General features: G+C 56.8%; 21 protein-coding genes. 8 read left to right on the forward strand and 13 right to left on the reverse strand.

Annotated elements, in window-relative coordinates:
• Positions 1 to 107 precede the first annotated feature (107 nt).
• Positions 108 to 2,408 carry a glycoside hydrolase family 3 C-terminal domain-containing protein gene (locus E0E20_RS08140; RefSeq protein WP_130837715.1) on the reverse strand — a complete coding sequence of 767 codons (2,301 nt, stop codon included), beginning with the start codon at positions 2,406 to 2,408 and terminating at the stop codon, positions 108 to 110.
• Positions 2,409 to 2,665: 257 nt separating this feature from the next.
• Here E0E20_RS08140 and E0E20_RS08145 point away from each other — a divergent pair, with 257 nt between their 5' ends.
• The 3 genes from E0E20_RS08145 to E0E20_RS08155 all read left to right on the forward strand — a co-directional run bounded on the left by E0E20_RS08145 (position 2,666) and on the right by E0E20_RS08155 (position 5,252).
• Positions 2,666 to 3,442 (forward strand): LacI family DNA-binding transcriptional regulator, encoded by a 777-nt coding sequence (locus E0E20_RS08145; RefSeq protein ID WP_130837828.1) that lies wholly within the window; start codon positions 2,666 to 2,668, stop codon positions 3,440 to 3,442.
• Between the two features lie 167 nt (positions 3,443 to 3,609).
• Positions 3,610 to 4,077: a hypothetical protein gene (locus E0E20_RS08150; RefSeq protein ID WP_130837716.1), complete on the forward strand. Its 468-nt coding sequence runs from the start codon at positions 3,610 to 3,612 to the stop codon at positions 4,075 to 4,077.
• Between the two features lie 194 nt (positions 4,078 to 4,271).
• Complete coding sequence (locus E0E20_RS08155) at positions 4,272 to 5,252, forward strand: diacylglycerol/lipid kinase family protein (protein WP_130837717.1); 981 nt, start codon at positions 4,272 to 4,274, stop codon at positions 5,250 to 5,252.
• 61 nt (positions 5,253 to 5,313) lie between these two features.
• Here E0E20_RS08155 and E0E20_RS08160 read toward each other — a convergent pair whose 3' ends face one another.
• The 5 genes from E0E20_RS08160 to E0E20_RS08180 form a co-directional block, all read right to left on the reverse strand.
• Positions 5,314 to 5,733 carry a DUF3237 family protein gene (locus tag E0E20_RS08160; RefSeq protein WP_165444036.1) on the reverse strand — a complete coding sequence of 140 codons (420 nt, stop codon included), beginning with the start codon at positions 5,731 to 5,733 and terminating at the stop codon, positions 5,314 to 5,316.
• Positions 5,734 to 5,735: 2 nt separating this feature from the next.
• Positions 5,736 to 6,545 (reverse strand): alpha/beta hydrolase, encoded by an 810-nt coding sequence (locus E0E20_RS08165; RefSeq protein ID WP_130837719.1) that lies wholly within the window; start codon positions 6,543 to 6,545, stop codon positions 5,736 to 5,738.
• Between the two features lie 272 nt (positions 6,546 to 6,817).
• Positions 6,818 to 7,363, reverse strand: a complete 546-nt coding sequence (locus tag E0E20_RS08170; RefSeq protein WP_242622726.1) for an Hsp20/alpha crystallin family protein — start codon at positions 7,361 to 7,363, stop codon at positions 6,818 to 6,820.
• A gap of 534 nt (positions 7,364 to 7,897) precedes the next feature.
• A complete protein-coding gene (locus E0E20_RS08175) occupies positions 7,898 to 9,343 on the reverse strand; it encodes a gluconokinase (protein WP_130837720.1) in 1,446 nt (481 codons plus the stop codon).
• A gap of 16 nt (positions 9,344 to 9,359) precedes the next feature.
• Positions 9,360 to 10,874, reverse strand: a complete 1,515-nt coding sequence (locus E0E20_RS08180; protein WP_130837721.1) for an alpha-N-arabinofuranosidase — start codon at positions 10,872 to 10,874, stop codon at positions 9,360 to 9,362.
• A gap of 385 nt (positions 10,875 to 11,259) precedes the next feature.
• On the opposite strand from E0E20_RS08180, the gene E0E20_RS08185 reads away from it, so the two are divergent.
• Positions 11,260 to 11,562, forward strand: a complete 303-nt coding sequence (locus tag E0E20_RS08185) for a DUF6171 family protein (RefSeq protein WP_242622727.1) — start codon at positions 11,260 to 11,262, stop codon at positions 11,560 to 11,562.
• Here the strand turns inward: E0E20_RS08185 and arfA are convergent.
• The 4 genes from arfA to E0E20_RS08205 all read right to left on the reverse strand — a co-directional run bounded on the left by arfA (position 11,511) and on the right by E0E20_RS08205 (position 16,475).
• Entirely contained in the window at positions 11,511 to 13,076 is a 1,566-nt protein-coding gene (gene arfA / locus E0E20_RS08190) for an arabinosylfuranosidase ArfA (protein WP_130837722.1), read from the reverse strand. The genes E0E20_RS08185 and arfA overlap by 52 nt on opposite strands.
• A 57-nt stretch (positions 13,077 to 13,133) precedes the next feature.
• Positions 13,134 to 14,015 carry a carbohydrate ABC transporter permease gene (locus E0E20_RS08195; RefSeq protein WP_130837723.1) on the reverse strand — a complete coding sequence of 294 codons (882 nt, stop codon included), beginning with the start codon at positions 14,013 to 14,015 and terminating at the stop codon, positions 13,134 to 13,136.
• A gap of 1 nt (position 14,016) precedes the next feature.
• Positions 14,017 to 14,913, reverse strand: coding sequence for a carbohydrate ABC transporter permease (locus E0E20_RS08200; RefSeq protein WP_130837724.1), 897 nt, complete (start codon positions 14,911 to 14,913; stop codon positions 14,017 to 14,019).
• A 125-nt stretch (positions 14,914 to 15,038) separates the two neighbouring features.
• A complete protein-coding gene (locus E0E20_RS08205) occupies positions 15,039 to 16,475 on the reverse strand; it encodes an ABC transporter substrate-binding protein (protein WP_130837725.1) in 1,437 nt (478 codons plus the stop codon).
• A gap of 403 nt (positions 16,476 to 16,878) precedes the next feature.
• Here E0E20_RS08205 and E0E20_RS08210 point away from each other — a divergent pair, with 403 nt between their 5' ends.
• Positions 16,879 to 17,811, forward strand: coding sequence for an ArsR/SmtB family transcription factor (locus tag E0E20_RS08210; protein WP_130837726.1), 933 nt, complete (start codon positions 16,879 to 16,881; stop codon positions 17,809 to 17,811).
• Between the two features lie 279 nt (positions 17,812 to 18,090).
• Here the strand turns inward: E0E20_RS08210 and E0E20_RS08215 are convergent, their stop codons facing one another.
• The 3 genes from E0E20_RS08215 to gmd form a co-directional block, all read right to left on the reverse strand.
• Complete coding sequence (locus E0E20_RS08215; RefSeq protein ID WP_130837727.1) at positions 18,091 to 19,443, reverse strand: sugar phosphate nucleotidyltransferase; 1,353 nt, start codon at positions 19,441 to 19,443, stop codon at positions 18,091 to 18,093.
• A gap of 82 nt (positions 19,444 to 19,525) precedes the next feature.
• A complete protein-coding gene (locus E0E20_RS08220; protein ID WP_130837728.1) occupies positions 19,526 to 20,467 on the reverse strand; it encodes a GDP-L-fucose synthase family protein in 942 nt (313 codons plus the stop codon).
• The gene (gene gmd / locus E0E20_RS08225; RefSeq protein ID WP_130837831.1) at positions 20,467 to 21,555 is read right to left on the reverse strand and encodes a GDP-mannose 4,6-dehydratase; all 1,089 of its coding nucleotides are present in this window, start codon (positions 21,553 to 21,555) and stop codon (positions 20,467 to 20,469) included. The genes E0E20_RS08220 and gmd overlap by 1 nt, the downstream gene beginning before the upstream one ends.
• 138 nt (positions 21,556 to 21,693) lie before the next feature.
• Here gmd and E0E20_RS08230 point away from each other — a divergent pair, with 138 nt between their 5' ends.
• The 3 genes from E0E20_RS08230 (at position 21,694) to E0E20_RS08240 (ending at position 24,118) form a co-directional block, all read left to right on the forward strand.
• Positions 21,694 to 22,527 (forward strand): helix-turn-helix transcriptional regulator, encoded by an 834-nt coding sequence (locus tag E0E20_RS08230; RefSeq protein WP_130837729.1) that lies wholly within the window; start codon positions 21,694 to 21,696, stop codon positions 22,525 to 22,527.
• A 195-nt stretch (positions 22,528 to 22,722) separates the two neighbouring features.
• Positions 22,723 to 23,616: a dTDP-4-dehydrorhamnose reductase gene (rfbD, locus tag E0E20_RS08235; protein ID WP_130837730.1), complete on the forward strand. Its 894-nt coding sequence runs from the start codon at positions 22,723 to 22,725 to the stop codon at positions 23,614 to 23,616.
• A 37-nt stretch (positions 23,617 to 23,653) separates the two neighbouring features.
• On the forward strand, positions 23,654 to 24,118 hold the full coding sequence (locus E0E20_RS08240) for a divergent PAP2 family protein (RefSeq protein WP_130837731.1): 465 nt from the start codon (positions 23,654 to 23,656) through the stop codon (positions 24,116 to 24,118).
• The last annotated feature ends 124 nt before the right edge of the window (positions 24,119 to 24,242 follow it).

A 24,242-nucleotide genomic window follows, 5' to 3' on the forward strand; every position in this document is an offset into this window, starting at 1 on the left:
AACGGACACTGCCTCCCTCCGGCATGACACAGCCGGGGGAGGCAGTATTTGTTTCCTCATTCCCATTCAGGACAGATGCCGCGGAACGATCCGCCGCCCGTCCGTGCTCAGTTCCCCAGCGCCCGGTTCAGCGCCGCGACAATTTCCTCCACGTTCTCATCCGTCAGAGAGCCGAAGCTCCGAAGCGCGCGGATCGGCATATAGCGCATCATCGCCATTCCCATATCCTCGGAAACCGCCTGATCCCTGCCGTTCTCGTCCTTTTCCTGCGGGGCGAGGAGCGCCATGTGCGAAAGAAGCGTCGTTTTCAGGATCTCCGCCGTCTCCGGATGCTGCATCAGCTCGCCCAGCATGGTGTTCGCATGCACCGCAAAACGGGGCGCATTGGTGCTCGTCACATGGAGCTTTGCCGTTCCCGCAATATTTCTCGACGAATTTCCGACAAGAATTTCATATTCTCCGGTCGGCGCATACCAGTCTCCGATTTCCTCACTGTAAAACGCGAATGAGCGCTTGTCGAGCTCCATGCTCACCGTCCCGGTCTCGCCCGGCGCAAGCGCGATTTTCGCAAAGCCCTTGAGCTCCTTGTCCGGGCGAATTTCCGTCCCCGTGAGATCGCGCACATAGAGCTGCACAACCTCGCGTCCGAAGACCGTTCCCGTATTTGTCACCTCGACCGTCACGCGCACCGTGTCCGTATCCCGTATATCCGAGGCGGACAGCACCGGCGCGCCGATCCGGAAACTGGTGTAGGACAGCCCGTGTCCGAACGGGAACAGTACCTCCATCCGCCGGCTGTCGTAGTAGCGGTAGCCCACAAAGACGCCCTCGCGGTAAAACACTTTGCCTCCCTTTCCGGGGAAATTCAGATAGCAGGGTGTATCCTCAAGACGGAGAGGGAACGTTTCCGCGAGCTTGCCGGAGGGATTCTCCTCGCCAAACAGGATGCGCACGACAGCCTCGCCGCTCCCCTCGCCGCCAAGATATGCCTCGAGAATCGCGCTCACCCTGTCCGCCCACGGCATCTCCACCGGCGATCCGTTATGAAGCACGACGATAAGATTCGGATTCACCGCGGCCAGCCTTTCGATCAGCGCATCCTGACAGGCCGGCAGCTTCATGCTGCTGCGGTCGTAGCCCTCCGATTCAAACGAATCCGGAAGTCCCGCAAAGACCACGACCCGCGACGCCCCTTTCGCAAGCGCCTCCGCCTCCGCAAAATCCTCCTCGCGGCTGACGTCGCCGTCTGCGGGGAAGCCCTTTGCGTACTGAACATCCGTCCGCTTTCTTGCCTCGCGCAGAGCGTCCGTGATCTGATAGCAGTTGATATGGGAGCTTCCGCCACCTTGGAAGCGGGGTTTCTCCGCAAACTCGCCGACAAAGAGGATCGGCCCGTCCGGGTTCCCGCAACCTGCCGCATGCGCGGAGAGCGGAAGAACCCCGTTCTCATTTTTCAGCAGAACCATGCACTGCGCCGCGATATCCACCGCTTTCGCGTGGTCCCTCTCTCTGTCAAATACCGCGTCCGGGGAGACATTCTCCGCATAATCATACACGACCGTCAGTATCCTGCGGACCGCCTCGTCCAGCGTGCTCTCCGGGAGCCGTCCCTCGCGGACCGCGCGCACGATCAGCGCGTCGTTCGCAAAGTTTCCGCCGGGCATTTCCAGATCCTCTCCGGCCTCCATCCCTTTCACGCGGTCATTCGTCGCGCCCCAGTCCGAGACCACATAGCCCTCAAAGCCCCATTCGTCCCGCAGAATCTCCGTCAGAAGACGGTGGTTCTCCGCCGCGAACACCCCGTTGATCCGATTATAGGAATTCATGATGGTTTTGGGCTGGGACTTCTTCACCGCCGTCTCAAACGCGGGAAGATAGATTTCCCGGATGGTTCTCTCATCGGCCTCGGAGGAGCCGCTCATGCGCTCATGCTCCTGATTGTTCAGCGCAAAATGCTTGATCGAGGTTCCGACATGCTTCTCCTGCACGCCGCTGATATAGCTCGCCGCCATCTCGCCCGCAAGATACGGGTCCTCGGACAGATACTCAAAATTCCGTCCGCAGAGGGGGGAGCGCTTGATATTCACCGCCGGTCCCAGAACGACGGAAACCTTTTCCGCCTGACATTCATTGCCGATGGTGCCGCCCATCTCCCTTACAAGCGCCCGGTCAAAGGAGGCCGCCGTCGCACAGCCCGCCGGGAAGCACACGGAGACAATACTGTCATTGATCCCCAGATGGTCGCCGCCCTCCGCCTGCTTGCGCAGGCCGTGCGGCCCGTCGCTTACCATAACCGACGGAATCTCCAGACGCTCCACCGCCTTGGTGTGCCAGAAGTCCGCTCCGGAGCAGAGCCCGGCCTTTTCCTCCAATGTCATCTGTGCTATCAGCGCTTTGATATCTGCCATTTTTCCTCCGTTCCCGCATATCGGCGGAATTATTATGAAATGCAACAGTCCACTGTAAGCTGACTATATCATCCATTCACTTAATTTACACGCCTAATTTTTCCTCTATTTACTTAATCCTGCTTAATTCATTCCATTTTGCACAAAATTCATGCTATAATTATTCTGTATATTATTACTTTTGTTCAAGGCGCAGCACAAATCGGGAGACACACGCCCTCTGCCGCCCGGCGCGTCTGCCGGAAAGCCTTTTGCCTATGACCTCCAAAGAACTTGCAAAGCTGCTCGGCCTCTCCGAGGCCGCCGTCTCTTTCACTCTCAATGACCGCCCCGGTGTCAGTGCCAAAACCCGGAGTCTTGTAAAAAAGACCGCTCTCGATCACGGAATGAATCTGTCCTCTATGGCGTGCCGCCGCAAGGGCGACGGCACGATCTACGTCATCTATTATTCCTCTCATCTCAATTTCGACACCGGTTTTTTCCGCTCCACTTTCAACGGCATCGAGTTCGCCGGTGCAAACGCGGGATACCGGATCACCATGGTCAGCACTTTCTGTGGAATTCCAACCGTCGTGCTGGACAATTACTTTCCCAGCTCCAAAATCGACTTTATTCAGATCAATAATGAGGACGCTGCCTTTCAGGCCACAAATTATCTCATCAACAAAAGAGCGGTGCAACCCGGCTATCTCCGCTCCAGCATCCGCACATGGGACTTTGAGCGTCGCGCACAGGGCTTCTATACCGCCCTGCGCTACAATCTGATGTCAAAGACAAAATCCATAGTGCACGACCTCTCTGCCAACACAATTGAGGCCGCGGAAAGAGACATGCTGGAAATCTTGGACAGCAGAGAAGAAATTGCCCCCAGTTACTTTGCCGACAACGATATGATTGCCATCGGGGCCTTCCGGCAGAAAGGCTACCACATACCCGAGGATATTTCCATCATCGGCTTTGATGATATTCCGATGGCAGGCTACATGGAACCTCCGCTCACAACCATTCACATTCCCCGTCATTATATGGGGTAGCTGGCCACGGAGCGTCTGCTTAAGTTGATACGGGATCCGGATAACTACCCCGTCTCCATTCAGATCAACGGTTATCTCAAAATCCGCCGTTCCATCGCTCCGCTCGAGCAGGCGGGATCTTCGCGTTAATCCTCCATGTGGAAACGGTTGTAAAGAAAGAGCACTTTATGAAAACGGTTAAAAAGACAAGCATATTCCCAGCGAGCAAAAAGAGAGTGTTTGCAAGGCTGTTGAAGCTAAAAACACTTCAATATATTGCATATCCGTATGCAACATTTACGCCGGTGGATGGCGTCGACAGTATGTCATGGGAGGTTGGAAGTACTTCACGTTTTACGTTCAGGCTGTTTGGCATTATCCCATTTGGAACTCATACGATCCATGTGATCCGATTCGGACCGGATGAGGGAATCTATACTCATGAAAGAAATGAACATGTTCCTGTGTGGAATCATGAGATTATTCTCGAAGAATTACCGGGGAACAAGTGCAGATATACGGATATGGTTGATGTAGATGCCGGATGGAAAACAATCTTCATATGGATGTGGGCGAATTGCTTTTATGCCCATAGGCAGAGAAAGTGGATAAAACTGCTGAGCGGGAAAAATAAGGATAGCTTCCAGATTTATTGAACAGCGGATGCAGAATATGATAGAAAACCAAAATCAGCGCATCCGCGTGATTTCTCACACGATCCGTCCGTCCGGAATAATCCGGCACAAACACGCCCTGCACGGAAGCGGCATGCTATAATTCCATCAGAGAGCGTCACTTTCGCTCCCTTGCCGCATCCACCCCGCAAAAATCCCGAGACATTGAGGTCCCTATGCTGCATATCATCATCAATCCGAACGGCGCATCCGGCAGAACCCGCAAGCTGTGGGCAAGGCTCGAGCCCGTCTTCGCATCGAGCGGCCGGCGCTATGAGGTGCACCTGTCCACGCCGGAACGCGGCATCTCCGAAATCTGCCATGAACTGACAGCCAGCGCTCCGGAAAACGAAGCCGACGAGCCGGAGCTTGTCCTTGTGGGAGGCGACGGTTCCTTAAATGAGGCGCTGAACGGCATCGCCGATCTGTCGAGGGTAAAGGTCGGACTCATCCCGGCAGGCTCCGGCAACGACCTCGCACGGGATCTGGAGCTCCCGAAAGACCCTGTCGCCGTTGCCCGCCGCATTCTTGAGGGCAAGGTCTGCCGCCGCTCCGATATCGGCGAAGCCGAGCTCTTCGGCGTCTGCGACATGCAGCCGCTCCCCCGCGGCACAGTACAGCACGGGGATTATATCCGCCGCCGTTTTCTCATCAGCTGCGGCATGGGATTTGACGCGGCGATCTGCGCCTATGTGACGCATTCCCCGCTGAAAAAATTTCTCAATATTCTGCATCTGGGAAAGCTCAGCTATATCATGGGCGCCATAAAGCTGATCTTTACCTATCGGAACGCCGGGCTGGACGCTCTCTACGATGACAGGGAGCCGATCCATTACAACCGGCTGCTTCTGGCCGCGGTGATGAATCACCGCTTTGAGGGCGGCGGTTTTCAGTTCTGTCCGCAGGCCGACGCGCAGGATGGCATCCTCGATACCTGCTTCGCCGACCCGAAGAACAACATGGCCTTTTTCCGAATTTTTCCCACCGCTTACAAGGGGAATCATCTTCGCTACGATGTCGTCCACGCAGACAGGGGGAGGCGCATTGAGCTTTCCTCCCCCTGTTCCCTGTGGGTTCACACGGACGGCGAGGTGAGCGGCAGGGCCACCCGCCTCGTTCTGCGCACGCTGGACACCCGTCTGCGGCTGCTAATGTGAGCCTTACGTCAGGATGCCGCTTTCGACTCCGGCGCCGGGCACTTTCTTTGCGGAGCCCCGGTCAGGCTTCCTCCGTCCGGTAAAAACAGATCCGCACTCTTTTTTCGCCGTTCGACTCTACGGTCCCGCAAAGCGCCGCGTCCTCCAGCCATGACAGCACGGCGCTGTCCGTAAAGATCCTCGGACGCGTCGTGATGCCGTCCGGTCCTATCGCACCGTTATTCTCAATGAATATGCGGCAGCTCCCGCCGTCCGCATCCACCCCCTCCAGAATGTAACGGGCAGAGAGAAAGCGCGCCTCTCCTTTCCTTTGCGTCTGCGTATCCACGCCGCCCGGCAGAATGCTTCCTTGAAACAGAGGGCCGTCCGCGGTCCCGTGGAACGGAATCATGCAGGCCTCTCCCCGTTTTCCGTGCACCTCATGGAAGCCGTCCAGACGCACATCCAGCTCCAGAACCGGCTCTTTTCCCGTCTTGACCAATTTTATGCCTCCTCCGTGCGCTTCAGGATCCACTCCACACCGTTCAGAATATATTGATTCCAGAATTTCCAGTCGTGGATTCCCGGCCCCTCCTCATAGCAGAAGTCCGCACCGGCCTCCTCCAGAAACCGGCGGAACTCCTGATTGTTTTCATAAAGAAAGTCCTCCGTCCCCACCGCCATGTAAATTGGCGGGATCGGCCGGTTTTCCGCCGCGCAGCGCCGGTACAGCACTTCCGGGTTCGCATCCGATGTCCCGACCGCGCCGAGATCCCCGAACACCTCGCGGTAATAGGCATAGTTTGCCACAGCATCCGCCGTGCCGGGCTTCATCCCCGCAATGGCATGGATAATCAGCGCCGAGGACAGGGCCACCGCTCCCCCGAACGTCTCCGGAAAGGCAAGCGCCGTATGGAGCGCGCCGAACCCACCCATGGAAAGTCCGCCGATCAGCGTATCCTCTCTCCTCCCGGAAAGGCCGAACAGTCTTCTTGTGTATTCAACGGCCTCTTTTCCGGCAAAGCTGCTGTACTGACGGCCCGTGGCCTCCCTGTCCAGATAGAAATTATTGCCCGCCGTCAGCATAAACACGGCCAGATTATAGCGGAGAGCCAGCTCCTCTGCGATGCCGTTGTACTCCCAGTCCGCATCGTTCCCGGAATATCCGTGCAGGAGATAAAGCGCCTTCATCGGGCGGTCAAAGCTCCGGTTCCCCTCCGTCACCATCGCCGGAATATCGTTGGGTATCACGTAGCTGATCTCTGTCTGTCCGCCCTGTGTCTGTGCGTAAAACCGTATTCTTCCTGTCGCCATGGTTTCTCAGTCCTCCATAATATATGCTTTCAGAATCTCGCCGTAATAGGCGACAGGGTGCCCGCCGGAGCGCTCACTCTGCAAGATGGCCTTTGCAGAATAACACAAATACCCCGCGGAAGCGCCATGCCCTTGCGCTGCGGACTTTTCCGCAGCGGCGCACTCCCGCGGGGCTCTGTATCATTCCTTATGAAAATATATCATATCCGGGGCGTCCGGGGACACCCCTTTCCGCATTTGTTCTGCACGCGGACAGCTGCGGCTCTGCCGCCTCACTTCACTTCGATCCGCTTTACCTCCTCCTGCTGCGGGAGACTCTCCTTTTTCGGAATCACCAGTGTCAGAACGCCGTTCTCGTACTTCGCCTCGATATCCTCCGGCTGGAGATTCTCTCCCACACGGAAGCTCCGCTGATACGAAGCATAGCGGCGCTCGCGGCGGATGTATCTGCCGTTCCCGTCTTTTTCGTCATTGTTCTCCTCATGCGCCGCCGAGATCGTAAGATTCCCGTTCTTCATGTCAACATGAATGTCTTCTTTCTGAAAGCCCGGAAGCTCGGCCTCCAGACGGTAATTCCCGTTCTCCTCGATCACATCGGTCTTCATGGATTTGGTCGTCTCGAGAGAATCACCCCAGAAGCTGCTCAGCGCACGATCCATCGCATCAAAAGGATCGGTCCAGTCCATCACTCCATTATTTCCATTCCAAAGCATCGGCATCAACATATTGATCTCTCCTTTCCTGTCCCGGGCCGTTTGCCCGGACAACATCTGCTTCTTATATTTCCGAAGAGCAGGTTCCCTGATTTCTTTCTTCATTCCCTCTCTTCATTGTCTGTTATATATCATATATAACAAATGTGCAAGCCTTTCTTCCACATTTTATAAATTGTTAAGAATTGCAGAAGCTGTTCCGGTCTCTGAGAGACAAAGCGGGTAATCAGCTTCAGTCATCGACAAGCGGTGGAGCCAAAGCCCTGGAGTGTTGCCGGTCCCTCGACTGTTACAGTGAGCCGGCGGTCATCGTTCGCTTTCATGATCCGGTTCTCACCCAGGTATTCAAAAAAACGTATCACACTACACCTGTGAGATATCGAAAAGAACGGAAAGCAGCTCAGGAAAAGCTTCGTCCGGCATTTCCTCTGCCATTTCCGTTATCTCCTGCCATTCGCCTCTGTAACAATAGACGCAGAACGATTTCGCAAGGTTACAGCATTCCGGATAATAGTTGATTGAAGCCGATTAATCAAGGCATCAGAAAATAAAAACCGGAGCCCGCCGCCACGGACGGATTCCGGTTTTTAACAAACTATTTTCGTCAAAAGACTGTCCTGTCACTGCATTACAAACCGGTCAGCCTCCCGCGCTCTCCCCATAGGCATCCATGTATTTTCGATAATGGCTGCAGTAAAACGGCTGTTTTTCCTCCCGGCTCCGGATCAGAATCAGCCGGTCCTTTCCCCACGCAAAATCCGCGGGATCGCCGATCACCCCGCCCGCCGCAAGCCCCAGCGCCGCGGCGCCGAGCATCGAAGCATGAGGAAAATCGGACACGAGAATGTCCTGCTCGAAGATGTCTGCCAGCATCCGGAGCCAGACCTCCGATTTGGTGATGCCGCCGGAGACGATGATCTCCGACGGAGTACCGCAGCTCTCTCTTAGCACGTCGAAGCACTGCTTCAGATGGAACAGAACGCCCATCTGCACCGCTTTATACATTTCCCGAAGCCCGTGCTGCGGCAGAAGCTCCCGGAACGCGCCGCGCCGGTCATCCCGCCAGCCGGGGCTTCTCTCCCCGTAAAGAAACGGAAGAAAGACAGGGAGCTCCGTGAGCTCGTCCGCCGCATCCTCCAGCTCCCCGTAGGAACAGCCCGCCGCCATTTTATCCCGGAACCAGCCGATGCAGTTGCCCGCCCCCGACGTCGCCGCACCGGTGAGATACGCGTCGGCGCCGCGGTAGCACCAGAGCGCATGATTGTCCGAAAGCGCCGGCTGATCCGCCGCGAGGCGAAGCGCGCCGCTGGTTCCGACGGAGAGCGTCATCACGCCCCCGCCCGCCGCATAATTTCCGATTTGATTGAGCGCGCCGTCCGCATGGGCCGGCACGACGGGAGTTCCCGCCGGAAGCCCCAGCAGCCCCGCCCCCGCAGCGCTCAGCGGACGGGGACTGCGATACCCCGTAAGCTGCCCCAGCTGTTCTCTACGGATCCCCAGCCAATCGAGAATCTCCGCATCATAGTCCCCGGATGTGAGCGACACGAGGCCTCCGCCGGACTGCATGCAAGCGGTCTCCTCATAGCAGCCCGTAAGACGATAAAAATTGTAGGCTCCCTGCGTGATAAACCGCTTATCCGAGAGCTCCGCCCCCTCCTGCCTCAGATACTGGATGACATGGCGGGGATAGCCGGAATGCGGCATGCAGCCGGTGCGCCGGTAAAGCCATTCCGTTCGCTCACGATCCCGCCGGAGCCGCGCACACAGAGGCGCCGCCCCGGTAAAATTCCATGAGTACACCGGCGAACAGGGCTCCATATCCCCGGACAGCACACAGAGGCCCTGCCAGACCCCGCAGAGCGAAACGGCGTCGATTTCCGGCTTTTTCCCTCCGGCACAGAGCGCTCCGAGCGCCTGCGCCGCCGCTCTGCAGCTGTATTCCAGAACTCCCCGGGGATCGCTTCTGCCATTTTCCGAGACAGATGTAGGATAGGGCTCCTCGCAGGCGGAAACGATCCCTTTGTCCGAATCAAAAATCAGCGCCTTGGCCGAAGATGTACTTGATTCTATGGCAAGTACGCGCATGGCTTTCTCCCCGAGCTTATTTCCGAAGAATAATCTCCGCCGCCGAGCACGCCGGGAGCTTCACCGCCGCGGCGCCGTCCGGATACAGGACAAGCTGCGTTTCATCCATCGCCCGGACGCAGACCGCGTCCGTGTCCTCAAAGCTGTTCTTCTCGTGAATCTCACCGCTCACGATGCGCCCCGACGCGGAGGATGCCCGATATTCCACCGGCAGAATTCTGATCTCCTCATCGCGGCTGTCCGAGACGTTGACCAGCGTGATCACCAGCGAACCGTCCGCCGACTGCGACGCCGACTGGGACAGCTCGGGTATGCGCCACTCCCCGGCGCCGATCATTTCGTTCTCGAGATAGCTGCCGAGCAGCGTATTTTCCTGATGCTCCTTGAACAGATCAAACACATGGTAAGTCGGTGTCTTGATCATGCGGCGGCCGTCCGTCAGAATCACCGACTGCAGCACATTGACGAGCTGCGCGATATTCGCCATGCGGACGCGGTCGCTGTACTGATTGAAAATATTGAGCGTAATGCCCGCAATCATCGCATCGCGCATGGTGTTCTGCTGATAGAGGAAGCCGGGATTTGTACCGGGCTCCACCTCATACCAGCTCCCCCACTCATCGATGATGAGCCCGATCTTCTTTTCGGGGTCAAACTGATCCATGATCGTCCCGTGACGACGGATCAGCTCCTCCATGTAATAGGCCTTATGGAGCGTCTCATAATAGGTCTCCACATCAAAATCCGTGGCTGACTTCTTGTGTTCAAAGTCTCCGGGGACGGTGTAATAATGCAGAGAAATGCCGCGCAGCAGTCCGGAGCGGAGACTGGCCTCCAGCGGGGACAGTACCCGGCAGAGCCGCTCCATCCATTGATAATCGCCGGCGTTCGGGCCGCAGGCGATCTTATAGAGAGGAAAGCCCGGATCATAGGTTCGGCAGTAGGTCGAATACTGGCGGAACTCGTTCGCGTAATACTCCGGCGTCATGTTGCCGCCGCAGCCCCAGTTCTCATTGCCGACACCGAGAAAGGCCGGATGCCATGCCTCTTTCCGGCCGTTTTTTTCCCGGAGCTGAGACATCGGAGAGAGCCCCTCAAAGGTCATATACTCCACCCATTCGCTCATCTCCCGGACAGAGCCGCTGCCGACATTGGCATTGATATAGGCCTCGCAGCCAAGCTGATCGCAGAGCTCCATAAACTCATGTGTTCCGAAGCTGTTGTCCTCGACCACGCCGCCCCAGTGCGTGTTGATCATCCGCTTGCGGCTTTCTTTCGGACCGATCCCGTCCTGCCAGTGATACTCGTCGGCAAAGCAGCCGCCCGGCCAGCGTAGAACCGGGATGCGGATCGCTTTCAGCGCCTCCACGACATCCGATCGCATTCCGTTGACATTCGGGATCTCCGTATTGTTCTCTCCGACATACAGCCCCTCATAAATGCAGCGGCCCAGATGCTCCGAGAAATGCCCCTGAAGCTCCTTGTGAATTTTGGATTTTTTCTCCAGCGTGTTGATGACAAGACGTTTCAATGCAGCCCCCTTTGGGCAAAGCAAGAGAGTTTATCCCCTGCGCGACCCCGTGCAAATCATTTTATCCTCTATGCCGAAGTGCCCCCGGAGAGGCACGCGCCGCAAAATCCGCGCAGGCAGTTTTGCGGCTGCGATCAGGAGCCATTTGGACTTCGGCACATATCGCCGTGTAAAAATCAGCGCATCAGCGTGATTTTTCACACTATTCACCCTGAAATAGTTTATAATCTCTGTGGCTCCAACATATCATAACTGCCCCGAATTGCAACCGAAATCACCGATTTTCGCAATATCCGACTGACAAAGAAAGCGCGGCCGCCAAACCGCCTTGAACGTTTTACGGCGTGTCCCGCCGGAGCGCTTCGGCGCGGAGGATTTTATTTTCATGAACACTGCTGACAGCAACCGCATCTGCTACCGGTGTCTGACCTATGAACTGGCCGACGCGGCAGAAAACGGAAACGGTTCGCTCCACACCCGCCTCCTAGCCCTGATCGAACGCATTCCGGAGCAGCAAAGAGCCGGCGACGCGCAGTATCAGAGCCGCTTGTCCCTCTGCCGGGAATGCGATCTTCTCATGGACGGCATGTGCCGCGCCTGCGGCTGTTATGTGGAGCTCCGCGCCGCGCGGAATCATCAGGACTGCCCGCACGGAAGGTGGGAAGCCCTCGCGACATCCGCCGAATAACCGCTGAAATGGATCACATTCCATGAAAGCGGACGGAGCTGCGCCGTGAGCTCGCCGTTTTCAAAGCTGTGCTCCGCCGTTTTCTTCGGCGCGACCGCCCTGTCATTTTCGGCACTGTTGACCGCATCCACCGGGAAGCCGGCCATCTCCGTGTGTTCATCCAGCACAAGCCCGTCCCCGAATGCGCGCAGATCCGCCGAAAAGTCCACCGTTTCCGTCATGCTGCGGTTCACGGCAAAAATCGTGACCTCGCCCTTTTCCTCGTTATAGACCGCCGTCGCGTCAATGTCCGTGACATCCGTGTGTTTCGACGTATCGTGCTTCCCGCTCGTGAGAGGACACTCCAGCGCGTAGCCGCGGCCATATTTCGAGACCTGCAGGAACGGATAGAAAATCGTCTGTCTCCACGCGTTCCCGTTTTCCTCGGTCATGATCGGCGCAATCACGTTCACAAGCTGCGCAAGGCAGGCAATGCGGATCCGATCCGCATGGCGGAGGAACGTAATAAGGATCAGACCGACCAGCAGCGCGTCCTCAAAGGTATAATGATCCTCGAGAAGCGGCGGATGCAGATCCCAGGGCTCTCTGGTCATCTTCTCATTGTCTTTCTGCATGGAATGATACCAGACGTTCCATTCGTCAAAGCTCAGATTCACCTGCTTCTTCGAGCGGCGCTTCGCCCTGACATAGTCGATCGTACACTCGATCGTGTGGATAAAGGTCTCGAGGTCAAGCGTATTGGCAAGAAAGTCGGCCGTGTCGCCCTCATCATTGCCGTAATACTGGTGAAGAGACACATAGTCGATGTAATCATAGGCCTCCTCCAGCGTGATGCGCTCCCACTCCGGGAATGTCGGCATCATGATGTTGGAGGAGCCGCAGATCACGAATTCCAGCGAATCGTCCATCAGCTTCATCGCCTTGGCCGTCTCCGCCGCAAGCCGTCCGTACTCCGCCGCTGGCTTGTGCCCCACCTGCCACGGGCCGTCCATCTCATTTCCCATGCACCACGTCCGGATCCTGTAAGGCTCCGGATGCCCGTTTTCGCGGCGCATTCTCGCGTAGGCGGTTCCCGTATCCAGATTGCAGTACTCCAGCAGATTCAGCGCGTCCGCCGTGCCGCGCGTCCCGAGGTTGACCGCCATCATGACCTCGGAATCCGTCCTGCGGCACCACTTCTGAAATTCATCGATGCCGAACTGATTGCTCTCCAGCGTTCTCCACGCAAGGTCGAGACGGGGTCTGCGGCTTTCCTTCGGACCTACAGAATCCTCCCAGAAGAAATTCGAGACAAAATTCCCGCCGGGATAGCGCACAATCGGAACGCCGAGCTCCCGGACAAGCTCCATGACGTCTCTCCGGAAGCCGTCCTCGTCCGCCGCGGGATGCCCGGGCTGATAGATGCCGGTGTAGACCGCCCGCCCCAGATGCTCGATGAACGAGCCGTACATGCGCCTGTCGATCTCCGCGATCCGGAAAGAGGGATCGACGATCATTTTTGCCTTGTCAGCCATATTGATTTTCTCCTTGTTTTTTCTCTATCCGCTTCTGAATTTGTAAGCACCGCGCCGTCAGCCCTTGACCGCTCCCGCCGTCATCCCGTCAATGATATACCGCTGGAACAGCAGAAACACCGCCAGAATCGGCAGGATCGCCAGCATGGAACCGGCTATGAGCATATCATAATTATTCCCGTAGGGCGTAAGCAGCGTGTTCAGTCCGATGGTCAGTGTAAACCGGTCCGCACTGCGGTAAATCAGAAGCGGCCACAGCATATTGTTCCATGCTCCCATCGCACAGAGGATCGCCATCGCCGAGAATGCCGGCTTCGTGATCGGCAACATGATCCCCACGCAGATACGGTACTCGTTCGCTCCGTCGATCCGTCCCGCATCCAGAAGCTCCCTGGGAAGCGAAGACATATACTGATGGAAGAAAAAAATGGTGGAAGCGCCGCAGAGCCCCGGCAGAATCACTCCCGCCGTCGTATTGATCAGCCTCATGCTGATGATCTCCCGATAGAGAGGGAGCATCAAAATTTCAAAGGGAACCATCATCGTTGCAATGACAAGGAAAAACAGCACCCTTTTCAGGCGGAATTCATACATCGTGATCCCGTAGGCCACAAAATAGCAGATCAGGAGCGTCAGCACCACGGTGACGATCGTCAGATACATGCTGTTCCGAAACCACATCCAGTACTTTCGGGAATCGGCGTTTCCGCTGAACAGATAATTGTAATTGTTGAGGTTCATCGTGGAGACATCCAGATTAACAGACAGTCCGCGCCGGATCAGCTCCACGCCGGGGCGAAATGACGCGACCGCTCCGGCAAAAATCGGAAAGAACACCACCAGTGAAAGAAACACAAACCAGCCCGTGGCAAGGACGGAGCCGACGAGCCGCCTCGCCCTCATTCCGCGTCTGTCCTTAGAAGAAGCCCTGACCGCCATCTCACCTGTCCTCCTTCTGAAAGCTTCCGTTTAAGCCAAGCTGAACGAAATTGATCGCCAGGCCGAGCACCATGAGGACCACGCCGACGGCGCAGGCATATCCCATATCGTTTTTCTCAATGCCCCGCTTATATAGGTAGCCGACGATGGTAAGGCCAATGTTGTGCGGCGAGCTGTTGCCCGCCCACAGCATAAAGCTCTCGAGAAACATCGCAAGCCCCGCATAGATGCTGATGGTCAGCACATAGATCGTTGTGGGCCGCAGGAGCGGCAGTGTGATGTATCGAAGCTTTGCTCCAAAGCTCGCGCCGTCGATCTCCGCCGATTCATAGAGCTCCTTGTCAATGGATTTAAGCCCGGAGAGAAAATAGAGCATGTTGACGCCCGTCCAGCGCCAGCAGCAGAGCAGAAGCAGCGCGATTTCGGAGGTCCACTTGATCTTGAGCCACTTGACCGGAGCCATGCCGAGGATGCTCAGCACCACATTCATCTGCCCTGTCCGGTACTCGGAGAACATCAGACGGAAGAGCGTACCCGAGATGACGACCGAGGTCAGCGCCGGGACATAGAGCATGGCCTTCCACACGCCCTTGGCTTTGACGATGTTACTGTCCATCAGAACCGCAAACAGCATCGGGAAAGGAATCAGCAGTGCGCAGGTGAACAGCATGTATTCAAAGCTGTTGATGACCGCCGTATGAAATACATTGTCCTTCAGGAGCTTGGCGTAGTTTTTCAGTCCGACCCAGTCCGCAGTCACAGCTCCGATATCCTGAAAACTCATGACGATCGCGCTGATCAGCGGATAGATCCAGAAAATAACAAAGCTCAGAATAAATGGCAGCGCAAAAACATAAGGCGCCGTTTTCTGAGAATAAAGAAATTTCTTGAATTTCATATCCCCCATTCCTCTCCGCATCCGCCGTTAAAGAGAAAAGAGCGCCGCCGGCATTGCGGCTGCCGCGCGGCGCTCCCCCGCAGGCCACAGCTCCCTGCGCTGCTGTCCCTTTCAAAGCCTGCTGCCTACTGCTCCATATCGACCGCATCCTGCAGCTCCTGCAGAGCCTCGTCGACGTCCATGCCGTCCTCAAGAACCTCATTGAGCGTCGTGGTGCAGACATACTCGTTGATGGTCGGGCTGATCTTCACCGTCATAATCATGCCAATCTGATCCTTGATCTCCTCCAGCACATCGTACGGATAATTCCGGAAAAACTGATTGTACTGATTGGTATCGTCGTGAGCAAACGAGGCGTCGCTCCAGAGCGAAGTATTGCAGACATCAAAGCCGAGATCCTTCCAGATCATGGTCTCGCCCTCCGGCGACATCTTCGCGTAGCAGAGGAAATCCGCCGCGAGCGCCGGATCCTCCGACTGCTGCGTCACGACCGTGCCGGTTCCGCCGATGCCGACAGAGCACTTCTGTCCGGCCTCAAACACCGGGCACTTCGTGATATACCACTTTCCCTTTTCATCCGCCATATAATTGATAAAGCGGCTCATGAACCACATCGCTTTCGGGAAAGAGACAATGTTCCCGTCAAGGATATTCTGGTAGCCCGCCTCCAGATCGACATGACCGTCCGGAGAAACCTCCGCGATACCGCTCTTGAGCCAGTTCTGCTGCATGGTCAGCATATTCCTGACCGATTCAAGCTGCACATTGGCCTTCGCGTCATAACCTCCGGTCCAGTCCTCTCCGTATTCCGCCATGGCGATCCACAGCCAGTCCGTTCCGCCCGTATCCACGCTGGTAAAAAACCGGTCGTCCGGGCTGCCGATCGCTTCCATATATTTTTCGCCGAGCGCCGTGTAGTCATCCCATGTCTCAACCGCGTCGACTTCCTCTTTTGTGATGCCGGCCGCCTCCAGCCTTTCCATATTCCAATACATGACCGTCGCGCCGACATGGAACGGAGCGCCGTACTGTTTGCCGTCCGAGCCCTTGTAGGCATCCAGCCGGGAAGTCAGCATGTCCGCCGCATAGGGAGCCATGGCACCGTCCAGCGGATACAGCCATGTGTCAATCCCCTCATAGACATTCGGAACCTGTCCCATCTCGACATCGCACAGATCCGGCGCCCCGGTCCCCGTCTGCAGGGACATGATCAGCTTTTGGTGCATATCGCCGTAGGGATAGGTCGTGAACGTGATCTGGATCTGTCTGTCCGGATTCTCCTCGTTCCATTTTTCGAGCATCCCCGCATAGAATGTATTGTGAGCTTCGACGAAGGACCACATCTCCATCTTCGTTCCGGAATCGGGCCCCACGGTCGTGACCGCCGTCGGCTCCGCCTCGGCGGGCTCCTCCTCTGCCGTTTCCTCCGCTTCCTCCGCAGCCACGGTTTCTCCCTCCGCGGCACCGGTCGAGCCTACCGGCGCATTGGTCTCGCCGCAGCCGGCCAGCATCGCTGCCGCCACCGCCGCACTGAGAACCGCGCCGAGAACTCTCTTTTTCATGATCTCTCTGCCCTCCTTTTTGTTTGCTGTCGCTCTGCGGAATCCGCATCGCTATGTAATATTTTGTTTTTGCTAAATTATTTGTTGATACTGTAAAAATATTGTCGCGGCTTTTTGTATATTTTGAATAACTTTATGCAAAACGCACTTATTTTTCTTAGCGCTTTATGAGAATAATATACAATTGCCTCGATGCACTGTCAATCATTTATTTTAGATAATATTGTTTTATTTTAATTTATTCTAAAGTTAAATGGCCTGACTCGTCCTTACTCTGCCCGCCGCCCGCGGGAATAACGATGCACTGTCGGGTTCTGTTTGACTTGACCGCAGATATGCGTGATAATTTTCGATGTGTATGATTGATTAAAAACCGATAAAATATCCTTCGGGGGAACCCGCTATGATGCACATCACCACTCTGGACGACGGTCTCGACGTATTCAAGGCTCTCGGCTCCGAGGTCCGGCTCGAAATCATCAAGATACTGCTGGAAAACGACAGCATGAATATGAATGAGCTCGCAGGGCATCTGCACATCACAAGCGGCGCACTGACCGGCCATATCAAAAAGCTGGAGGACTGCGGCATCGTCACAGTATCGATGGAAAACGGGAGGCACGGCAATCAGAAAATGTGCTCCGTCCACCTCGATTCCATCCTGGTCGACCTCAAGGGAGAGCGCAGCGGCGACAAAAACGTCTACCGCACCCAGATCCGCGTCGGACACTACACCGATTACGAGGTTTACCCCACCTGCGGCCTGGCCTCCGGCGTCTCCCTCATCGGCGAGGTCGACGATGCCCGCTATTTTGCGCATCCCGACCGCTACAACGCGGATATCGTCTGGTTCACCAAGGGCTATATCGAATACGTCATCCCGAATTTCATACCGGCCTCGCAGAAAATCGACCAGATCATGCTCTCTGCCGAGCTGGGGAGCGAGGCTCCCGGCGTCAACAACGTCTGGCCCTCCGATATCCATTTCTACCTGAACGGTAAATTCATCGGCATATGGACCTCCCCCGGCGATTTCGGCGACGTACACGGGCTCTTTACGCCGGACTGGTGGTATCCGAACTGGAATCAGTACGGACTGCTGAAGCTCCTCGTCGTCAACCGGAACGGCAGCTTCATCGACGGACTCAGGATCTCCGATGTCTGCATCGACGATCTGGAGCTGAACCATCACAGTCCCATCAAATTCCGCATGGCGGTTCCCGACTGCGCCGCGCACGTCGGAGGGCTCACGATCTTCGGCAGATCGTTCGGAAATTACAGTCAGGACATCGATGTGCGAATCAGTTACAGCCCGGCAGGAAGCGCGGGGGACTGACGGCGGAGCGGGGGACAGGAACTTATACGGTAACGGTGATGATGATCTGCGCATAACGCGCCAGTCTGTACTCATCCTCCGACTGCGCCCTCCCGCGCGATCCACGAGCCGCGTAATGTCCGTCCAGTTATACGCCGAGCGTTCCCCGGCAAGGCACGCGCCGTAAAATCCGCGCAGGCGCGTAGTGTGTCGAGCCGCTTCGCGTCTCGTGCCGTCCCACTACATAACAGCACTTTTCGCTCACAGAGCAAATCAGCGCATCAGCGTGATTTTTCACACTTATGTCCTCTCCGGCGGATTTTCTCCCGCGGCCGCGCAGAACGAATACGGATATTTCATCTTATCGTTCGCCGCAATTTCCTCCCCGAGCTGCAGCTCGAAGAGCTTGAGCTCCGTATCCGCCGCAATCGTATGCCGTTCTCCCGGATGCACCGTGACGACGTCGCCCGCGCCGACACAGCGCTCCGCATCCTCAACGACGATCCGCCCCGTACCGGAAATGACAGTGAGTATTTCGGTGCGCTTTTCGTGGCTGTGATAGCTCATGTGAGCGCCCGCATTCAGCGTGTTCATGACCATCACGCTGTCGCTCTCCACATTCACGACGCGGTATGTCCCCCAGCTTTTCTCCGCGAACATCACGCGGTCATCGATGTTCTCGACATATTTTCTGATATAGCTGGACTGTCCCTTATCTGAAACCAGTATGCCCTGCGGGCTTGCCGAAACCACTGCGTTTTTCAGTCCCATGCACAGAATCGGTATGCTGAGCTCGTTGATCACATGCACGTTTTCACAGCCGTCGCCGAGCACCGCGTTCCCCAGCACCGGCTCCTCCATGGCCTCCGTCAGCGTATTCCATGTTCCCAGATCTTTCCACTGTCCGGAAAAACGCATCACCGCAATATCCGGCTCTTTCTCCGCGACCGCGTAGTCAAAGCTGATGCGCTCCAGCGTCTCATAGCGCCGGAACAGATCCTGATAGTCCGTAAAATCAAGGAGCTCATGCGCCTTTTTGACCATATAGTCCAGCTTGTACGCAAAGACGCCGCCGTTCCAGAGGCCGCCTCTCGCAATATACCGCTCCGCCGTCTCGCGGTCCGGCTTTTCCTTGAACGACGACACCCGGCTGACCGCCTCCCCCGTTTCCGGAACGATGTAGCCGTACTTCTCGCTGGGATAGGTCGGCTCCATTCCCAGAAGACACAGGTTCGCCGCGCCCTGCTCCGCGAGGCTCCCCAGACGCTTCAGCGCGCGGAAATACTCCCTGTCCACATACGGGTCACAGGGGCAGACCACCACCGCCTCGTCCCCGCCGACGCCCCGTACATCACGCAGATACAGGGTCGCCAGCGCGATAGCCGGAAACGTGTCCCTCCGGCAGGGCTCGACGGAGATCCCGACGTTCTCCCCGAGCTGATTATGGATGACGGAAACCTGCGACTTCGAGGTTGCGATCGACACCGACGCCTCCGGATCCGCCGCCAGAATCTCACGGTACATCTGCTGCACCATGGATTCATAGCTGCCGTCCTCCCGCCGGAATATCTTGATGAACTGCTTGCTGCGGATATCATTGGAGAGCGGCCAGAGCCGTTTCCCCGAACCGCCGGACAGTAAAATAATGTGCATCCTCTCCCTCCTCCGAATCCCAAGTCAGCTTTGCGCTCCGCGGGGGCGCTGCAGCGTGTAAGGCCGCAGGCCTTACACGCACTTACCGTTCCGCCCTTGCCGGATTTCGCAGAAAATCCTCATAAGTCAGACGTATTCCGTCCTCCAGCTCCGTGTGATACGTCCATCCGAGCGCCGCCGCCTTGGAAACATCAAGAAGCTTGCGCGGCGTTCCGTTCGGCCGCGTGCTGTCCCAGAGAATTTTCCCCGTATAGCCCACGATCCCCGCCGTCAGCTCCGTCAGCTCGCGGATCGTCAGCTCTTTCCCCGTCCCCGCGTTCACCGTCTCGTTCCCGCTGTAATGGTTCATCAGAAACACGCACAGCTCTGCGAGATCGTCGACATACAGAAATTCGCGCAGCGGGCTGCCGTCCCCCCAGCAGACCACACTCTCCGCTCCCTGCTCTTTCGCCTCGTGGAAGCGCCGGATCAACGCCGGCAGCACATGACTGTGCTCCGGATGATAATTGTCGTTCGGCCCGTACAGATTGGTCGGCATGACACTGATATAGTCCGTGCCGTACTGGCGGTTCAGAAACTCACAGTATTTGAGCCCGGAAATTTTTGCCAGCGCATAGGCTTCGTTCGTTTTTTCCAGCTCTCCGGTAAGGAGCGCACTCTCTTTCATCGGCTGCGGCGCCATCCTCGGATAGATGCACGACGACCCGAGAAACTCCAGCTTCTTCACGCCGTTCTTCCACGCCGCATGGATCACGTTCATTTCAAGGATCATGTTGTCATACATGAAGTCTGCCAGCGCCGACTCGTTGGCGGCAATTCCTCCCACCCTTGCCGCCGCAAGAAACACATACTCCGGCTTCTCTGCCGCAAAAAACGCCTCGACGGCCTCCTGCCGCGTCAGATCGAGCTCCGCGTGCGTCCGCGTGACGATATTGCCGTAGCCCTGCCTGCCGAGCTCCCGGACGATGGCGGAGCCCACCATTCCCCGGTGCCCCGCGACATAAATTTTTGCATCTTTTTCCATTATTTAATCAATCCTTTCTCCAGATACTCCTCCAGATTGGAGCGGACCCGCTCGCTGGCTCGTTCCAGCGCCACCTTTTGCATATCGGACTCCACCATGAGCCTGACCAGCTCCTCAAAGCTCGTCTTCTGCGGATTCCAGCCAAGCTCGGTGCGCGCCCTCGTGGGATCGCCGAGGAGATTCACCACGTCGGTCGGACGGTAGAAATCAGGACTCACCTCAATAAGAACCCGGCCCGTCGCCCTGTCATAGCCCTTTTCCTCCATTCCCTCTCCGCGGAATTCGAGCTCAATCCCGGCGCAGCGGAATGCCAGCTCCGCAAATTCCCGGACGCTGTGCTGCACACCGGTCGCGATGACAAAATCCTCCGGCGTTTCATGCTGAAGAATCAGCCACATGCACTCGACATAGTCTTTCGCATAACCCCAGTCCCGGAGACTTGAAAGATTCCCCAGATACAGCCTGTCCTGCTTGCCCTGCGCGATGCGGGCCGCCGCCAGCGTGATCTTCCGGGTCACAAAGGTCTCCCCCCGGCGCTCGGACTCGTGGTTGAAGAGGATGCCCGAGCAGCAGAACATATGGTAGGCCTCGCGGTATTCCCGGATAATCCAGTAGCCATAAAGCTTGGCGACGGCATACGGGCTGTACGGGTGAAACGGCGTTGTCTCGCTCTGCGGAACCTCCTCCACCTTGCCGTAAAGCTCGGACGTGGACGCCTGATAGATGCGGCAGCTCTCCGCCAGTCCGCAGCTCTGCACCGCCTCAAGAATACGGAGAACGCCCACCGCGTCGATGCCCGCCGTGTACTCCGGCACATCGAAGCTCACCTGCACATGGCTCTGGGCCGCCAGATTGTATATCTCGTCCGGGCGCACTCTCCCGACCACACCGACAAGGCTCGAGGTATCCGACAGATCGGCATAATGAAGATGAAAGTGAGGCCGCCCCTCGAGGTGCGCGATCCTCTCCCTGAAATCCGTGGAGGAACGGCGGATCGTGCCGTGAACGTCATATCCTTTCTCCAGCAGAAACTCCGCGAGATAGGAGCCGTCCTGCCCCGTAACCCCGGTGATAAGCGCCCGCTTCATGTCTCCCATGTTGTCTCCTTATATAAAAGATAGTAATATTATTTTGCAGGTTTCTGCCAAAGTATACCCCTCAATATATCGGGTTTCAAGAAACTATATTGCGTGATAATAGGATAATATTGCAGAAAGGTTTTCCCCATGAAGTCCTCCTCCGACCGCATCCTCGAGACCCCGTCCCCCTACGCCAGAGCGCACTACTATCATGTGCAGGAGATCGGGACGCTTCAAAGCCTTGAGCCGCACGTCAGCCGCAGACAGAATCTCCGGTCTTTCCTGTTTTTCATTGTTCTCTCAGGCCGCGGCCGGGTTTCCATCGGGCAGACTGCACATGCCATCGCTGCGGGGGACTGCGTCTGGATCGACTGCTCGGGAGAATATTCCCACGAGAGCAGCGCCGACGATCCGTGGAGTCTCTTCTGGATCCATTACAACGGTCCGGACGCCGCGGCCGCCTACGCAAATTTTCTCGAGCAGGGGCGCTCGCCGATATTTCACCCCGGAAACCTCCTGCCGTTCACCGATACGCTGGACCGCCTCTTCCGCCTCCACAAGGAAAAGCCGGCCATGATGGAGCTTCTTTCTCATAAATATATTACGGACATCGTCACGGCCTGCTGCGTGGAAACGCAGGACGGCGCCTCCGGCGACACGACGGTTTCGGAAAAGCTCCGCGCCGTTCACGCCTACCTCGAGGAGCACTACGCCGAAAGGCTCGATCTCGACCGTCTCGCCGGGCGGTTTTACCTCAGCAAATATTATCTTTCGCGGGAATTTCGCAAGCATTACGGCACGCCGCTGTTCCGCGAGCTCTCCGCCATTCGCCTCTCCCACGCGAAATCGCTTCTGCGCTTTTCCGACCGCTCCGTCTCGGCCATTGCGGCGGACTGCGGCTTTCAGGAGGCCGGTTATTTCATCCGGGTCTTCCGGGAAGCGGAGGGAATGACGCCGCTGGAATACCGGAGAAGATGGTAGCTCCCTCGCGTTCCGGCCGCTCCGTACTGTGCCGGTTCGGCAGGGAGGGCAGTTCCCTGCCGCGGGTGCCTCTCCTCCCTGCGGCGGTTGAGAAAATCATCTCCGCGATGTATGATAAGAGGCAGTTTTGAGAACACTGTTGTTTTCTGACCTTTGATATAAGAACTGATAAAAATTCCGTGAGGCTGGACATTCATGAAAAATATCATTGTGACAGGCTGCGGCGGACAGCTCGGAATCGCCATCAACCGCCTGCTGGGAAATGACCCCTCCTATCATCTCATCAATACCGATATCGCGGCTTCTCCTTTCGTCTGCGTCGACCGCACGCTCGATATCACAAATGTCGGCGAGGTGCTGGCCTTTGTCCGGGAGATCCGTCCCTTTGCCATCATCAACTGCGCCGCCTACACGGCCGTCGATGCCGCGGAAAAAAACGTGGATCTCTGCTGCCGCATCAATGCCATTGGCCCCCGCAATCTCGCCATCGCCGCCTCCGACACCGGAGCGCGGCTCATTCACATTTCCACCGATTACGTCTTTCCCGGAACCTCTAAGGAGCCGCTGAATGAATTTGCCCCGACCGGTCCCGTGAGCATTTACGGATCCACGAAGCTCGCGGGGGAAAACTTCGTGCGCGAGTTCTGCCGCCGCTATTTCATCATCCGCACGGCGTGGCTCTACGGAGAAGGGAAAAATTTTGTCCGGACCATGCTGAAGCTTGCGGAAACGCATGACACGCTCACTGTCGTGAACGATCAGTTCGGCTCTCCGACCAGCGCCCGCGAGCTGGCAGAGGCCATCCGCGTTCTGCTCCCCACTGACAATTACGGGCTCTTTCACGGAACCTGCGAGGGAATGACCTGCTGGTCTGATTTTGCCGCCGAAATCATGAAAAAAGCCGGGAAGACCACCCGGATCGTCCCGGTCACCACCGAAGAATACATGGCGCTCAATCCCGGCGCCGCGCCCCGCCCCGCGTATTCCATACTCGACAACTATATGCTCCGCCTGACGACGGATCACGTATTCGCCGACTGGCACGAGGCGCTGGATCTTTATATGAAAGAATCCGGCTGCGCAAGGTAACGCCGTCTTTCTTTCATCCTTTCGGACAGGAGACATCATGCCCGGCTACACTCTGACCACTTTGCTCCATAATCCCTTTTTTGTCGCTCCGGCCGCCGGCTGGTGCATGGCCCAGCTCCTCAAGGTCGCCATCTACACCGCCATCAACCGGGAATTCCGTACCGACCGCATTTTCGGCAGCGGCGGTATGCCGAGCTCGCACTCCGCGACGGTGTGTGCGCTCTGCACCGCCTCCGCCTTTACCCGCGGCTTCGGCAGTTTTGAATTTGCCATCACGTTCTTTCTCGCATTCATTGTCATGTACGACGCCATGGGCGTCCGGCGCGAAACCGGCGAACAGGCCAAAATCATCAATGAAATGCGCCGCCAGTTCTCCAACATGTACAAGGTTTTCACCGACGCCGATGAGCTCAAGGAATTTGTCGGCCACTCGCCTCTGCAGGTTCTGTGCGGCGCGGTTCTGGGCATCATCATCGCCAGCCTTGTCTGCTACACCATGTAGCCGCAGGCTTCTGCGGTGCGCTCTCATTCCGTCTGTATTCCCCGGCGGCCGCAGTGCCGATGCCCGCGGATACAGACTTTTTTGTCATCTGCATTCGTTTCTTTCCGTTTTGCTTCCAATTTTC

This window comes from Lachnoclostridium sp. Marseille-P6806, from assembly GCF_900625025.1.
Taxonomy (GTDB): Bacteria; Bacillota; Clostridia; order Lachnospirales; family Lachnospiraceae; genus CAG-791.